Origin of the sequence: Bradyrhizobium sp. HKCCYLRH1030 (assembly GCF_051168395.1) — a bacterium.
Classification (GTDB): Bacteria; Pseudomonadota; Alphaproteobacteria; order Rhizobiales; family Xanthobacteraceae; genus Bradyrhizobium.
Genome location: NZ_JBNPUY010000001.1, coordinates 471,654 through 485,668 on the forward strand (window position 1 = coordinate 471,654; position 14,015 = coordinate 485,668).

The following is a 14,015-nucleotide window of genomic DNA, read 5'->3' on the forward strand; positions in this document are numbered from 1 at the left end:
GATCAGGCGGACGGTTCGAGGTCCGCCAGTTCGACGCCTTCCTGCACGATGTCGCCGACCTTGCACTTGATCGCCTTGAGCCGGCCTGCGAACGGCGCTCGCAGGGTCTGCTCCATCTTCATGACTTCGAGCGTCAGGATCGCCGCACCCTTCTCCAGGACGGCGCCTTCCTGCGCAAGCAGCGCCACGACGGTCCCCGGCAACGGCGCCACGATCTTGTCCTCGCCGGCCTGCTCCTCGTCGTCACCGCCGAACGGATCGATCCAATGCAGATCGAAACGGCCGTTGCGGGTCCGCAGGTACAGCTCATGGCCCTCGATGACGGCCACCACATGGGATTTGACGCCGTCGCACACAAGGTCGAAGCCGCCGTCATCAGTCGGAAGTGCCGAGAACGAGGTCTCACGGCCCTCGATCGACAGGCGCTGCACGCTGGGACCATAGGCCAGCGTGGCGGTCCGCGGTTCATTCGCCGCGCTTTGGCGGAACGAGAACACGCGCTGCCGCAGTCCCACCGGCATCCAACCGGATGCGCGCCACGGCGAGCCTTGCTCCTTGGCCGCGGTCTGCTCGCCGATGAGAATGGCCGCGACGGCGGCACTGAGCTCGAGGTCGCCGGCCACCGCCCCCGACTGGGTCAGATGTGTCAGATGGCGCTCGATGAAACCGGTGTCGATCGCGTTGGCCACGACGTCGGGATGCGTTAGCAGCGACGACAGGAACGGGATGTTGCTGACGATGCCTCGGACGTCGGTGTCCTCAAGGCCGCGGTTGAGCCGCTCGATCGCAACCTCGCGGGTCGGCGCCCAGGCGATCATCTTGGCGAGCATCGCATCGTAATAGGGCGAGACCACATCGCTCTCGCGATAGCCGGCATCGATGCGCAGGCCGCCGGTTTCAGCGGGAAGCCGCCAGGTCTTGATCGTGCCGACCGAGGGCATGAAATTCTTGGCGGGATTCTCCGCGTACACGCGTGCCTCGATGGCATGGCCATGCAAGCGGATCTGGTCCTGCGTCAGCGGCAGCGCTTCGCCGAAGGCGACGCGCAACTGCCATTCGACGAGATCGACGCCGGTGATCAACTCGGTGACGGGATGCTCGACCTGCAGGCGCGTGTTCATCTCTATGAAGAACACGTCGCGGCCGTCGGAGACGAACTCGATGGTGCCCGCCCCGACATAGTTGACCGCGCCGGCCGCGCGACGCGCCGCGGCGCAGACCGTCTCCCGCTGCTCCGGCGTCAGCGTCGGCGACGGCGCCTCCTCGATCACCTTCTGGTGCCGACGCTGCAAGGTGCATTCGCGCTCGAACAGCGACACCAGATTGCCGTGGCTGTCGCCGATGATCTGCACCTCGATGTGGCGCGGGTTCTGGACGAATTTCTCGATCAGCACACGATCGTCGCCGAACGCCGCCTTGGCTTCGCGCTTGGCGCTGGTGACGGCATCAGCGAGATCGCCGGCTGCATCGACCACGCGCATGCCGCGGCCGCCGCCACCGGCGGAGGCCTTGATCAGAACGGGAAAGCCGATCCGCGCGGCTTCATTGGCGAGCGTCGCCTCGTCCTGCGCCTCGCCGTGATAGCCGGGCACCAGCGGCACGCCGGCCTGCTCCATCAGGAATTTGGAGCCGGACTTGGAACCCATCGCGGTGATCATCGCGGCCGTCGGCCCGACGAACACCAGGCCCGCGTCGAGACAGGTCTGCGCGAATTCGGCGCTCTCGGACAGGAAGCCATAGCCGGGATGAACCGCCTCGGCGCCTGTCTGCCTCGCAGCCTCGATCAAGCGCTCGATGTTGAGATAGGAATCGCGGGCGCGTGCGGGGCCGAGCAGCACCGCCTCGTCGGCGAGCGCGACATGCAGCGCGTTTCGATCCGCCTCGGAGTAGACCGCGACGGTCTTCAATCCCATCGCGCGTGCCGTGCGGATGACGCGCACGGCGATCTCGCCGCGGTTGGCGATCAGGAGCTTGCGAAAACGACGATACAATCCGGGACGAGCCATGATCACATCCTGAACAGGCCGAATTTGGTCGGCTCGACCGGGGCATTGGCGGCGGCAGACAATCCGAGCCCGAGCACAAGGCGGGTATCGGCGGGATCGATCACGCCGTCGTCCCACAGCCGCGCCGTCGCGTAGTAGGGATTGCCCTGGGCCTCGTATTGCGCACGGATGGGGCTGCGGAATTTCTCTTCCTCTTCCGCAGGCCAGCTCTCGCCCTTGGCCTCGATGCCGTCGCGGCGGACCTGGCTCAGCACCATCGCGGCCTGCTCGCCGCCCATCACCGAGATGCGCGCGTTCGGCCACATCCAGAGGAAACGCGGCGCATAGGCGCGGCCGCACATGCCGTAATTGCCGGCGCCGTAGGAGCCGCCGATCACCACGGTGAACTTGGGAACCGACGCGGTCGCGACCGCAGTCACCAGCTTGGCGCCGTCGCGGGCGATGCCGCCGGCCTCGTATTTCTTGCCGACCATGAAGCCGGTGATGTTCTGCAGGAACACCAGCGGAATGTTGCGCTGGCAGCACAGTTCGATGAAATGCGCACCCTTCAGCGAGCTCTCGCTGAACAGGATGCCGTTGTTGGCGATGATGCCGACCGGATGGCCCCAGATGTGGGCGAAGCCGCACACCAGCGTCTGGCCGTAGAGCTTCTTGAACTCGTCGAACTCCGAGCCGTCGACCACCCGCGCGATGATGTCGCGCACGTCGAACGGCTTGCGGCCGTCGACCGGCACGACGCCGTAGATCTCTTCCGCCGCATAGCGCGGCTCGCGCACCTCGCGCATGTTCAGCGCGCTGCGCGCGCCCGGCGGCTTCAGCGTGCCGACGATGCGACGCGCGATGCCGATCGCATGGGCGTCGTTCTGTGCGTAGTGATCGGTGACGCCCGACTGGCGTGAATGCACGTCGGCGCCGCCCAGTTCCTCGGCGGTGACCACCTCGCCGGTCGCCGCCTTCACCAGCGGCGGGCCGCCAAGAAAAATCGTGCCCTGATTGCGCACGATGATGCTCTCGTCCGACATCGCCGGCACATAGGCGCCGCCGGCGGTGCACGAGCCCATCACGATCGCGATCTGCGGGATGCCTTGCGCCGACATCTGCGCCTGATTGTAGAAGATGCGGCCGAAATGCCGCTCGTCCGGGAAGATCTCGTCCTGCAGCGGCAGGAACGCGCCCCCGGAATCGACCATGTAGACGCAGGGAAGGTTGTTCTGCCGCGCGATGTCCTGGGCGCGCAGGTGCTTCTTCACCGTCATCGGGTAGTAGGTGCCGCCCTTGATGGTGGCGTCGTTGGCGACGACGACGCATTCGCGGCCGGCAATGCGGCCGATGCCGGTGACGATGCTCGCCGAATGGACGTCGCCGCCATAGAGCCCGTGCGCGGCCAATGGCGACAGCTCCAGGAACGCCGTTCCAGGGTCGAGCAGCAGGTCCACACGCTGACGCGCCAGCATCTTGCCGCGCGACAGGTGCCGCTTGCGCGAGGCCTCGCCGCCGCCCTCGGCGACCTGCCCCAGCTTCGTCCTGAGGTCGGCGACCAGCGCGCGCATGGCGTCGGCATTGCGGGCGAAATCGGAGGACGATGGATCGATCGTGGAGTGAAGCGTCATGACCGGCGTCTTCGTTGCGAGGCTGGAGGGGGAAGCCGTGGGAGCACGCGTCAGAGCGGTCGCGGCCGTTCAGGCCGCTGAGAGCCTGGGTGTACCATCTTTGCCCGCATGCTGTCCTCCCTGCCCGTCGTCGGCGGCCCGGTCTGCGGCCGTCCGTCCTTCTCGAATTAAACGATCATACGTTTTTAAATTCTATTCTCAAGCGGATTGTTGTAGGGTCCGGGGTGAGCAGCATTTGCTTGAGACCACGGAATTTTCAGACTTCACTACGGGGCCCCTCCCGAGGCGGATCCGCCGCGATCGGCACCGGGACGGTCCAGCGAGGACGAGATGGCGCGCACGATCGGGTCACATGGTCCGACGACGATGGAGGCGATCCGCAAGGCCGGCCTGCGGCTGATCTTCCAGCACGGCTATGAGGCCATGAGCCTCCGCCAGCTCGCCGCCGAGGTCGGCATCCAGCCAGGCTCGCTCTACAATCACATCAGCACCAAGCAGGAGCTGCTGGCGGAGCTGATCCAGGACCACATCAACAATCTCCTGCGCGAGCTCGACCAAGCGCTGCGCGACACCCATGGCCCCGTCGAACGCCTGCGGGCGTTCGTCGCCTTCCACGTCAGCTATCACATGACCCGGAAGCGCGAGGTCTTCATCGCCAATTCGGAGCTGCGCAGCCTCGATCCCCGCAACTATGAGGCGGTGGTGGCGCTGCGCGGCGCCTATGAGCGCCGGCTGGCCGACATCCTCGGCGACGGTGTGGCGCAAGGCGTGTTCGACGTCGACGACATCCAGGTCGCGACCTTTGCCATCATCGCGCTCCTGACCGGGCTGTGCAGCTGGTACCGTCCTGGCGGCCGGCTCACCAGGGAGGCGATCATCGCGGCCCACGAGAAGCTCGTGCTCTCCGGCGTCATGCCGCGCACCGCCGGGCCCGATCAGGCCGGCGGTGGCCGGCCTGATCACCCGACCGGCTGAACGGGCGGCGCCGATGGCTGGCAGCCCGGAGCTCGACGCGATCGATCGCAGGATCCTGGCGGAGCTCCAGGCCGATGGCCGGATCCGCATGAACGAGCTCGCCGACCGGGTGGGGATCTCGCATCCGAACTGCCTGCGCCGGGTGCGGACGCTGCGCAGCAGCGGCGTGATCAAGTCCATCCGCGCCAGCGTCGATGAACGGTCGCTGGGCTATGAGGTGGTCGCGTTCGTGTCGATTCAGCTCGACAGCCAGCACCAGACGGCGCTGGAATCGTTCGAGGCCGCGATCGTGACGTTGCCCTGGGTCCAGCAATGCTGGCGGCTGTCGGGAGATGCGGATTTTCTGCTGAAATGCGTGTCGACCGGGGTCGAAGGCATGAGCCGCCAGCTCCGCCAGTTCGCCGCCCTGCCCGGCGTCCGGGCCATCAGGAGCTTCCCGGTGCTCGGCCTGTCCAAGGACGCGCCGCTGCCCAACCCCGGCGGGCCGCCTCAAACAGGGTGAACGGACGACGGCCGGGCCGGCCCCTCAATGCGTCCAGGGCTCGCCGCGGCGGAACGAGAAATTGTCGGCATAGGCGATCTGCCGCTTCACCGGCTCCTTCGGCTCGATCACCTGATAGGGAATGCCCTTGCGCTCGCAATAGGCGATCGCCTCGTCCTTGGTGTCGAAGCGCAAGGTGACCTGCTGCTTCATGTCCGAGGAGGACGTCCAGCCCATCAGCGGCTCGACCGAACGCGGCTGCTCCGGCTCATAATCCAACTGCCAGTCCCGGGTCTTGGCCTTGCCCGATTGCATCGCGTTCTTGGCGGGCTTGAAAATGCGTGCGGTCATGGCTGGAAGAGCCCCTGGAAGCTGCGTCGTCATGCGTTTGGCGGAAACGGCCGGGATGGGGTACAGGCAAGCGTCGGCACGGAACGGTGATTCCCATCCTGGACATGACCGTCTATCGTGCCCCGTATAGTCATTCTGCCGTCCCGTGACAATCTCGGTCGACTGCCACGGCGCCTCTGCTCCCCGAACGCTTTCCATTCAAAACAGTGCGTTGAAGCGGCCATGAAAATCAATGCCACGCTGCCCGAGCGAGGGCGCGACCTTCGGCTCGACCTGTTTCGCGGAATCGCCAACTGGGCGATCTTTCTCGATCACATCCCGGACAATGTGGTGAACTGGATCACCACGCGGAATTACGGCTTCAGCGACGCCGCCGACCTGTTCGTGTTCATCTCCGGCTATACCGCCTCGTTCGTCTATGCGCGCATGATGATCGACCGCGGCTTCATCGTCGGCGCCACCCGGCTGTTCAAGCGGGTGTGGCAGCTCTACGTCGCCCACATCGTGCTGTTCGTGATTTATATCGTGGCCATCAGCTATCTGGCGACGCGGTTCGGCGTCTCCGAGATCATCGACGAGTTCAACGTCGCAGGCCTCGTCGACCACGCCAGCGATACGCTGGCCCAGGGACTGATCCTGAAGTTCAAGCCGGTCAATCTCGACGTGCTGCCGCTCTACATCGTGCTGATGGGCTTCTTCCCGCCGGTGCTGTGGATGATGCTGCGCCAGCCCGACCTGACCATGATCGCCTCGATCGTGCTTTGGCTCGTGGCGCGACAGATGGGCTGGAATTTTGCGGCCTATCCGGCGGGCACCTGGTACTTCAATCCGTATTGCTGGCAGGTGCTGTTCGTGTTCGGCTCGTGGTGCGCGCTCGGCGGCGCCCGCCGCTCGATGGGCATCATCATGGCGCCGGCCACGCTGTATTTCTGCATCGCCTATATGGTGCTCGCGCTGGTCATGACGATGGCCGGCCGCTTCCCCGAGCTCGGATCGATGTTTCCGAACTGGCTCTATTCGGCCTTCAATCCCAACGACAAGACCAATCTCGCGCCGTACCGCTTCCTGCATTTCGTGGTGATCGTCATTTTGGTCATCCGGTTCGTGCCGAAGGAATGGCCGGGCCTGGAGTGGAAGGCGTTCGATCCCCTCATCGTCTGCGGCCAACAGTCGCTGGCGGTGTTCTGCGTCGGCGTGTTCCTGTCCTTCATCGGCCATTTCACCCTGATGCTGAGCTCAGGTTCGCTGCTGGCGCAGATCCTCGTCAGCGCGGCGGGTATCGCGATCATGACCACCGTGGCCTACTACATCTCCTGGTCGAAGCGGCAGGACAAGCCGCTGCCGAAGCCGCCTGCGCCGAAGTAAACCCCGCGCATCAGGGGCGCGGGGGCGGTCCCGCGTCCGTTGACCTGCATCAAGCCGGCCACGATCGGGCTCGCTAAGGTTTGCTTCACAACGAGTGCCGCCTTCCGCGGCGCGCGTTCCATGGCGAACGCGCAAGGCCGCCACGCGGCGATTTGCTGACAAGGACCAGAATATGCCGACCCATTTCCATGCCGTCGTGTGGCTCGATCACAGCGAGGCCAAGGTGTTCCATATCGGACTGACCGGTGCCGACGAGCTGACGCTGCATCCACACCTGCAGACCAAGCACCTGCACCACAAGGCCAACGAGATCGGCAGCGGCCACGCGGCGCCCGACAAGAATTTCCTCGAGGAGGTCGCGCACGCGCTCGATGACGCCGGCGAGATCCTGATCATCGGCCCGGCCGGCGCCAAGACCGAGCTTGCCAAGTACCTGCACGAGAAGCATCCTGCGGTCGGAAAGCGCATCGTCGGCGTCGAAGCTGCCGATCACCCGACCGATCGCCAGATCGTCGCCTATGCCAAACAGCACTTCAAGATGGCTCCGCCCCGCGTGGCGACGGGCACTGCCGGCTAAGTATAGCCTTTCTCCCGTCGCAGGGTCCGTTCGATCATGGACATGCTGACGCCGGACCGATCCAACGCCATTGCTGCCCCGCCGGCCGTCGATCGCGGCCGGCGTCGTTTTCCGTGGCGCGGCCTGCTCTCGATCATCCTGCTGTTCGGCGCGCTGGCTGGGCTTGCCGCATGGTGGCTGCGTGGACCGCTGATCGCGACCGCCCGCATCACCCGCGGCACGGCGGCCGAGATCGTGTATGCGACCGGCGCGGTGGAGCCGGAGACGTGGTCGCGGAGCACGCCCCTGGTCCGCGGCCGCATCGTCGAGCGCTGCCGCTGCGAAGGCAAGCTGGTCAAGGCCGGCGACGTGCTGGCGCGGCTCGACGACAAGGAGGCGCTGGCCACCTTGAACGATCTGCGCGCACAGGAGGAATTCCAGCGCCTCGAATTCGAGCGGCAGACGCAGCTACTGGCACGCGGCGCGGCCACCTCGCAAGCGTACCAGCGCTCCGAAAGCGATCTCGCCCGCATCCGCGCCCAGATCGCGGCCCAGACCCAGCGCCTCGACTACTTCAAGCTGGTGGCGCCGATGGACGGCGTCGTCCTCAAGGAGGACGGCGAGGTCGGCGACATGGTTGATCCCGGCACCATCCTCTACCGCGTCGGCCTGGAGAAGCCGCTCTGGGTCGTCGCCGACGTCAACGAGGAGGACATCCCCCGTGTCCAGGTCGGGCAGAAGGCGCTGCTACGCGCCGATGCGTTTGGCAACCAGGCCCTGCCCGGGACGGTGAAGCAGATCACGCCGGCGGGTGATCCCGTGGCCAAGACGTTCCGCGTGCGGATCGGCTTGCCCGACAACACGCCGCTGCGCGTCGGCATGAGCGTCGAGGCCAACATCGTCAGCCGCGAGACGGGTGACACGCTGCTCGCGCCGGCCAATGCCGTCGTCAACAACAGCCTCATGGTGATCGATGGCGGCCGTGTGCACCGGCGCGCGGTGCGGATCGGCATCCGCGGCTCCGCGGCGGTCGAGATCCTCGACGGCGCCCGCGAGGGCGAGCTGGTCGCGGCGCCGGCGACCGCCGACATCAAGGACGGCGAGCGGATTCGCGTGATCGAGCCCGAGACGTCCGTGCCATGAGCCTCGTCCTGACCATCGCCTGGACCCATGTGCGCCACCGCGCCCGCCAGACGCTGGTCGCGATCGCCGGCGTCATGACCGGCGTGGCGTTTTCGGTGATGATGGCGGCGATGATGGAGGGCTCCCAGGACGACTTCATCCGCACGCTGGTCGACGCGCTGCCGCACATTTCGATCACCGACGAACTGCGCCAGCCGACCCGCCAGCCGGCCGACCAAGTCTATGCGGCGGCCGAATATCATCGATTGACTCCGAATATCCGCCGTCCCGGCATCAAGAACCCGATGGCCACCATCGCCTCGCTGCAGGGCTGGGTGCCGGGCGCGCTGACGGCGTCGGTGCAGTCCAAGGCCGTGCTGCGCTTCGCCGGCCGCAACCTCACGGTCGCGATCATCGGCATCGATCCTCGCACGGAGGGCCAAGTCTCGACGCTGGCGAGCCACATGCGGCAGGGCAACCTCAATTCGCTGTACCGGTCCTCGCATGCGATCCTGCTCGGCGACCGGCTCGCGGCCAAGATCGGCGCGCGGGTGAACTCCAACATCACGCTCGCCTCGGCCCAGGGCGTCAACATGAATGCAACTGTCGTCGGCATCTTCCATTCCGGCTTCCGCGGCACCGACGAGACCACCGGCTACGTGCTGCTGCGCACCGCGCAGATCCTGGAGCGCCAGACCGGGATCATCAACGAGATCCGCGTCCGCACCAACGATCCGATGCTGGCGCGCCTGATCAGCGAGCGCATCGGCGAGCAGACCGGCTACAAGGCGGTCTCCTGGCAGGAGGCGCAGGAGGACCTGCTGGCGGCGATCACGCTGCGCAACGTGCTGATGTACACCATCGTCGGCGCCATCCTGCTGGTCGCGAGCTTCGGCACCTACAACATCATCTCGACCATCACCCACGAGAAGACCCGCGACATCGCCATCCTCAAGTCGCTCGGCTTCCGCGACCGCACGGTCCGAACCATCTTCATCGTCGAGGCGCTGTTCATCGGCCTGACCGGTGCCGCCCTCGGCTGGGCGCTCGGCTACCTGCTTACCCGCGGGCTGGCCTCGCTCGAGTTCAAGACGCCGTTCTCCGACTACAATCATCTGCCCGTGCTGTATTCGCTGAAGCACTATCTGCTGGCCGGCGCGGTCGCGCTGATCTCCAGCGCGGTCGCCGGCTACTTTCCGGCCCGCGCCGCGGCGCGGTTGCATCCGGTCGACATCATCCGGGGGGCGACGTGAGCCCGCCCCTGATCGAGGCGCGGCAAGTGACGAAGGTGCTGCCTGGCGAGGTGCCGGTGACGCTGGTCGCCGACATCGATCTCGTGATCCATCCGCGCGAGCTCATCGCCATCACCGGACCGTCGGGTTCGGGCAAATCCTCCCTGCTCTACCTGCTTGGCCTGCTCGACCTGCCGAGCCAGGGCGACGTGCTGATCGACGGCCGCTCGACGACCGGCATGGGCGAGGATGAGCGCGCCGAGGTGCGGCTGTCGCGGCTCGGCTTCGTCTTCCAGTTTCATTTCCTGCTGCCGGAATTCTCGATCACCGAGAACGTCGCGCTGCCGATGCGCGCGCTGGCACGGCTGTCGCCGCGCGCCATCACCCAGCGTGCCGAGGAGCTGCTGGCGTCGCTTGGGCTGGCCGAGCATCTGCGCAAGACGCCGGACAAATTGTCGGGTGGCCAGCGCCAGCGCGTGGCGGTGGCGCGCGCGCTCGCCAACGATCCGCCGGTGATCCTCGCCGATGAGCCGACCGGCAGCCTCGACACCGCCGCGACCGCGCAGGTGTTCGGCATCCTGCGCGATCTGGTCACGCTGCGCGGCAAGACGGTCGTCGCGGTCACGCACGACCTCAACCTCGCCGCTCAGATGCAACGGCGTGTGCACATCATCGACGGCCGGCTGGCGCACGACGAGTTGGCGCGCTGATCCGCCCGCCGCGACCTCGGCACGGTCGACGCGCGAACCGCCTCCTGCGCCTGATTTGATTTAGCGCAAAGACGCGAGATTTCGATTCAGAGGATGCTGACGACCAGCGGATGTTCCTTCCCCGGATTCACCCGCACACTTCGGATGCTCCCGGGTTTTGCCGCTGCGGGAGCATCCGAATTTTTTTGGCCAGGCGCGCTCGCGGTCGCTCGTGCCGATTGACGGCCGGCGCCTGGCCGAAATCCTTCTCGCTATCGTGAGCGTCGAGCCGGAGTTCGCACCAGCAATTGGCCTCACCCGGGAAGCCGCGCCGCTGCGGAGATGGTCGGGGCAGCTGGATTCGAACCAACGACCTGCAGTACCCAAAACTGCCGCGCTACCAGGCTGCGCTATACCCCGATGGTCTCGAAGGACGATTGTCCTCGAGGACCCGTCACTACACGGTCGCGGCCTCCGCAGCAAGACTGCGGCCCGTCCGTGAAGATGGAGCCGGCATGAAAAACGGCCCCAGGAAACGCCGTTCCGGGGCCGTCAAATGCGGTGGTCGCAGGAAGCATCCGCTCAGTGCGAGGACAATGCCGGCGAGCCCGTCTCGGGGTGGATCTCGGCCGCCATCATGCCCTTGGAGCCGGGCCCGTAGCGGACCAGCACCCATTGGCCGGGGCGCAGCTCGGTCATACCGTAGCGGCGCAGGGTCTCCATGTGGACGAAGATGTCCGGGCTCCCTTCCCCGCAAGTCACGAAGCCGAAGCCGCGCAGCCGGTTGAACCACTTGACCTGGGCTCGCTCCAGCCCGCTGGTCGGCGTGACCGTCACATGGGTGCGCGGCGGCAGCATCTGCGCCGGATGGATCGCCGTCGACTCGTCCATCGAGACGATGCGGAAGGCCTGGTAGCCCTTGGAGCGCTGCACGCACTCCACCACCAGGCGAGCACCTTCATAGGCGGTCTGGTAGCCGTCGCGCCTGAGCACCGTGACGTGCAGCAGCACGTCCGGCCAGCCATTGTCGGGAACGATGAAACCGTATCCCTTCGAGGCGTCGAACCATTTGATGACACCGCTGATTTCGACGAGGTTCTCGCCAAGACCGGTCATCGCATCGATTGCCGAGTCGCGCGCGACGCCGGTTTGATATTCCGCCCCGAGCCGGGTTGGTGTCGATACACCAACGACCGGCACCCCAAGCTTCTTGGACTCAAATCCGTCCGACCCCATAACCCCGGACCTCACATATGAATTGTGAGCCGCCACCCCTGCAACGGCGCCCTCATACACGTGCTCACCACCTATACCCACGATGAGTCACGCGAATCTCTCGAATCAAAGATAACATTCCCTCGTGCCGCGCATAGATAAAAATCGGTTTCAGTGAGGCATATGAACAGAGATGCCGACAAAAATGCATCAATTTCCGTTCAATTACGGACGAACGATCCGAGTACTTCGCCGATGTCGTGGTGGATAACGAGGTCTGCAACGTCGTCCTGATCGGTCGGTTCCCGGTTGATGATCACGAGTTGCGCGCCAGCCCGCTTTGCCATCAATGGAAAGCCCGCGGCCGGCCACACAACCAGCGACGAGCCGATCGCGACGAACAGATCGCAGTGCTGCGCGAGTTCGCTGGCACGCTGCATTTCATGCTCGGGCATCGACTGACCAAAGGATACCGTCGCGGTCTTCACCGGCTCCGCGCATTCGGGGCAATCCGGCGCGGCACCGTCGGCCTCGAAGCGCTCGCGCACCCAGGTGAGCTCATAGCGCTGCCCGCATCCGATGCATCGCGCGTAGGTGGTGTTGCCGTGCAGCTCGATGACGTGATCCGGGGCGAAACCGGAGTCCTGGTGCAGGTTGTCGATGTTCTGAGTGATGACGGCCGGAATTTTCCCCGCACGGTAGAGCGACGAAAGCGCCAGGTGGCCGCGGCCGGGCCGCGCCGCGGCAAACGTCCCCTGCATCGCGAAGCGCCGCCGCCAAGCCTCATCCCGCGCCTCCTGGCTGGCGACGAATTCGTCGAAATGGATCGGCCGGTTGCGCGTCCATAGACCGCCGGGAGAACGGAAATCCGGAATGCCCGTCTCGGTCGATATTCCAGCACCGGTGAAGGGGACGATCACCCGCGCCGCAGCGATCATGTCTCCCAGGCGGTTCACCCCGTCGTGCAGATCGGATGCAATCATCAGCGGCGGCCCCGAACCATGAAACCTCGCATCATCATCGTCCTCCCTTCATAGCACGGCAAGCTGGCTCCCGCCTCTGAGCGTGGCCGGCCCCGGCTGTGTCGTTGCGTCACTCCGCATCCGCCGGAACCAGTCGTGAACGACGCAACTGCAAGCGAAACGAGTCGGATTGTTCCGTGTCTACCGGAAGACGTAGGCGTTGCTCGCCCACCGTCCCCAGCAAAACGCGCGAGCCGCCCGCAGCCGGGGTCGAGCGTCCGCAATCACGCCCCAATCGGACATCCACATCGCGCCAGCGATTCGCCAGGAAGTTTGTCACGCGTCTCAGGGCGAGGCTCGCCGGATAGCGACCGGAGCAGAGAGGATCCGTGAGGCAGAACGAGACGCAGGACGACCGCCGCGCGAAGGAGCGCGCCGACATCACCGCAAGGATTGCACGGTTCAAGTCGACCCAGGAGAAGTTCGCGCGCGAACGCGAGGAATATGCCCGCTTGGCGTGGAAGAAGGCGCAGCGCGGCGAGGCCGCGGAATAGCAGGGATGAAAAAAGAGCCCGGAGGCTTTCGCCGTCCGGGCTCTCCTTGTCACGACTGGCGCTTACCAGTGATGACGCCAGTGGTGGTAGCGATGATAGTACGGTCCGCCGTAATAGGCATACGGCCCGGGCGCGTAGACGTAACGCGGGCCGTAGTCGTAGTAGTCGTAGCCGTAGCCCGGACCATAGTAATACGGGTGCGAGGCCGCGATCGCGCCGGCAGTCAACGCTCCCGCCGCGAGGCCGAATGCGAGACCCGGGCCGATGCCGCGCGCCTGTGCCGGTGCGGGTGCCGCCAGCGCGGTGATGGCGACGGCGCCCGCGGTCGCCAGAACAGCCAATGTCTTTCTCATGATCGAATGTCCTCCAATTCCCATGCGTCCAAACAACGCAGATGCGGGGGAGTTGGTTGCAGCCCGGCTCACCGCCGCGCGCGTTGGAACCGTGACCGTCGCCACACGTTCACCGCCATGAGGGAAATCCGCGATGGCATCCTGGCTGGAACTTCTGTTCAACATCATCGGCTATGGCGGATTCGTCGTGCTTGCGTCCTGTCATCCCAGGACCGAGGCGGCCGGTGCGGCGCCTGAAATAGCAGCGGACGACGGAGCGGATCTGAACGGCGAGCGCCGCTGAAGCCGAGCTTTGCAGGCGATCGCGGGGCCTTCATCCACAGCCGATCCAACGCTTATCCACAGCTGCTCGCCTGGGCCTTTCGGATCGCGGATCAACGGCTTGCTGCGCCATATCCACCGGCTTCTCCCCAGCGCGCGCGACGGCGCTCCTGCGCGGGCCGGAGGGCGCACGGGCCGGTCAATCTTCCCGCAAAGACCTTTGAACCTTCCTGCGCCTCCCCGAGACACATCAGTACTGGGGATTTCAGGGCCCAGTTTCGAG

At 65.7% G+C, this 14,015-nt stretch carries 15 protein-coding genes and 1 tRNA gene; 9 read left to right on the top strand and 7 right to left on the bottom strand.

Annotated elements, in window-relative coordinates; genetic code table 11:
- Positions 1-2 precede the first annotated feature (2 nt).
- Both ACQR1E_RS02055 and ACQR1E_RS02060 read right to left on the bottom strand, forming a co-directional pair.
- Entirely contained in the window at positions 3-2,006 is a 2,004-nt protein-coding gene (locus ACQR1E_RS02055) for an acetyl/propionyl/methylcrotonyl-CoA carboxylase subunit alpha (RefSeq protein ID WP_316173685.1), read from the bottom strand.
- 2 nt (positions 2,007-2,008) lie between these two features.
- On the bottom strand, positions 2,009-3,616 hold the full coding sequence (locus tag ACQR1E_RS02060; protein WP_315712061.1) for a carboxyl transferase domain-containing protein: 1,608 nt from the start codon (positions 3,614-3,616) through the stop codon (positions 2,009-2,011).
- Positions 3,617-3,946: 330 nt separating this feature from the next.
- Between ACQR1E_RS02060 and ACQR1E_RS02065 the strand changes: the two genes are divergently transcribed.
- Both ACQR1E_RS02065 and ACQR1E_RS02070 read left to right on the top strand, forming a co-directional pair.
- On the top strand, positions 3,947-4,591 hold the full coding sequence (locus ACQR1E_RS02065) for a TetR/AcrR family transcriptional regulator (RefSeq protein ID WP_315826909.1): 645 nt from the start codon (positions 3,947-3,949) through the stop codon (positions 4,589-4,591).
- A 13-nt stretch (positions 4,592-4,604) separates the two neighbouring features.
- Positions 4,605-5,093: an Lrp/AsnC family transcriptional regulator gene (locus tag ACQR1E_RS02070; RefSeq protein WP_316174022.1), complete on the top strand. Its 489-nt coding sequence runs from the start codon at positions 4,605-4,607 to the stop codon at positions 5,091-5,093.
- A 24-nt stretch (positions 5,094-5,117) separates the two neighbouring features.
- Here the strand turns inward: ACQR1E_RS02070 and ACQR1E_RS02075 are convergent, their stop codons facing one another.
- Complete coding sequence (locus tag ACQR1E_RS02075) at positions 5,118-5,423, bottom strand: ETC complex I subunit (protein ID WP_315751632.1); 306 nt, start codon at positions 5,421-5,423, stop codon at positions 5,118-5,120.
- A 222-nt stretch (positions 5,424-5,645) separates the two neighbouring features.
- On the opposite strand from ACQR1E_RS02075, the gene ACQR1E_RS02080 reads away from it, so the two are divergent.
- From ACQR1E_RS02080 to ACQR1E_RS02100, 5 genes are all read left to right on the top strand, one after another.
- A complete protein-coding gene (locus tag ACQR1E_RS02080; protein WP_315712065.1) occupies positions 5,646-6,788 on the top strand; it encodes an OpgC domain-containing protein in 1,143 nt (380 codons plus the stop codon).
- Positions 6,789-6,960: 172 nt separating this feature from the next.
- A complete protein-coding gene (locus ACQR1E_RS02085; RefSeq protein WP_315712066.1) occupies positions 6,961-7,365 on the top strand; it encodes a translational machinery protein in 405 nt (134 codons plus the stop codon).
- Positions 7,366-7,407: 42 nt separating this feature from the next.
- Positions 7,408-8,487 carry an efflux RND transporter periplasmic adaptor subunit gene (locus tag ACQR1E_RS02090; RefSeq protein WP_315712067.1) on the top strand — a complete coding sequence of 360 codons (1,080 nt, stop codon included), beginning with the start codon at positions 7,408-7,410 and terminating at the stop codon, positions 8,485-8,487.
- Positions 8,484-9,719: an ABC transporter permease gene (locus ACQR1E_RS02095; protein WP_315712068.1), complete on the top strand. Its 1,236-nt coding sequence runs from the start codon at positions 8,484-8,486 to the stop codon at positions 9,717-9,719. Before ACQR1E_RS02090 ends, ACQR1E_RS02095 begins: the two co-directional genes overlap by 4 nt.
- Positions 9,716-10,408, top strand: coding sequence for an ABC transporter ATP-binding protein (locus tag ACQR1E_RS02100; RefSeq protein ID WP_315712070.1), 693 nt, complete (start codon positions 9,716-9,718; stop codon positions 10,406-10,408). Before ACQR1E_RS02095 ends, ACQR1E_RS02100 begins: the two co-directional genes overlap by 4 nt.
- 322 nt (positions 10,409-10,730) lie before the next feature.
- On the opposite strand, the gene ACQR1E_RS02105 is transcribed toward ACQR1E_RS02100, so the two are convergent.
- From ACQR1E_RS02105 to ACQR1E_RS02115, 3 genes are all read right to left on the bottom strand, one after another.
- Positions 10,731-10,807 (bottom strand) — tRNA-Pro (locus tag ACQR1E_RS02105).
- A 162-nt stretch (positions 10,808-10,969) separates the two neighbouring features.
- Complete coding sequence (locus ACQR1E_RS02110; protein ID WP_315712071.1) at positions 10,970-11,623, bottom strand: cold-shock protein; 654 nt, start codon at positions 11,621-11,623, stop codon at positions 10,970-10,972.
- 200 nt (positions 11,624-11,823) lie between these two features.
- The gene (locus tag ACQR1E_RS02115) at positions 11,824-12,585 is read right to left on the bottom strand and encodes an SIR2 family NAD-dependent protein deacylase (protein ID WP_315712072.1); all 762 of its coding nucleotides are present in this window, start codon (positions 12,583-12,585) and stop codon (positions 11,824-11,826) included.
- Positions 12,586-12,953: 368 nt separating this feature from the next.
- Here ACQR1E_RS02115 and ACQR1E_RS02120 point away from each other — a divergent pair, with 368 nt between their 5' ends.
- On the top strand, positions 12,954-13,118 hold the full coding sequence (locus ACQR1E_RS02120; RefSeq protein ID WP_315712073.1) for a hypothetical protein: 165 nt from the start codon (positions 12,954-12,956) through the stop codon (positions 13,116-13,118).
- 62 nt (positions 13,119-13,180) lie between these two features.
- On the opposite strand, the gene ACQR1E_RS02125 is transcribed toward ACQR1E_RS02120, so the two are convergent.
- Positions 13,181-13,471, bottom strand: coding sequence for a hypothetical protein (locus ACQR1E_RS02125; protein WP_315712074.1), 291 nt, complete (start codon positions 13,469-13,471; stop codon positions 13,181-13,183).
- Between the two features lie 133 nt (positions 13,472-13,604).
- Between ACQR1E_RS02125 and ACQR1E_RS02130 the strand changes: the two genes are divergently transcribed.
- Positions 13,605-13,754 (top strand): hypothetical protein, encoded by a 150-nt coding sequence (locus ACQR1E_RS02130; protein WP_315826905.1) that lies wholly within the window; start codon positions 13,605-13,607, stop codon positions 13,752-13,754.
- The last annotated feature ends 261 nt before the right edge of the window (positions 13,755-14,015 follow it).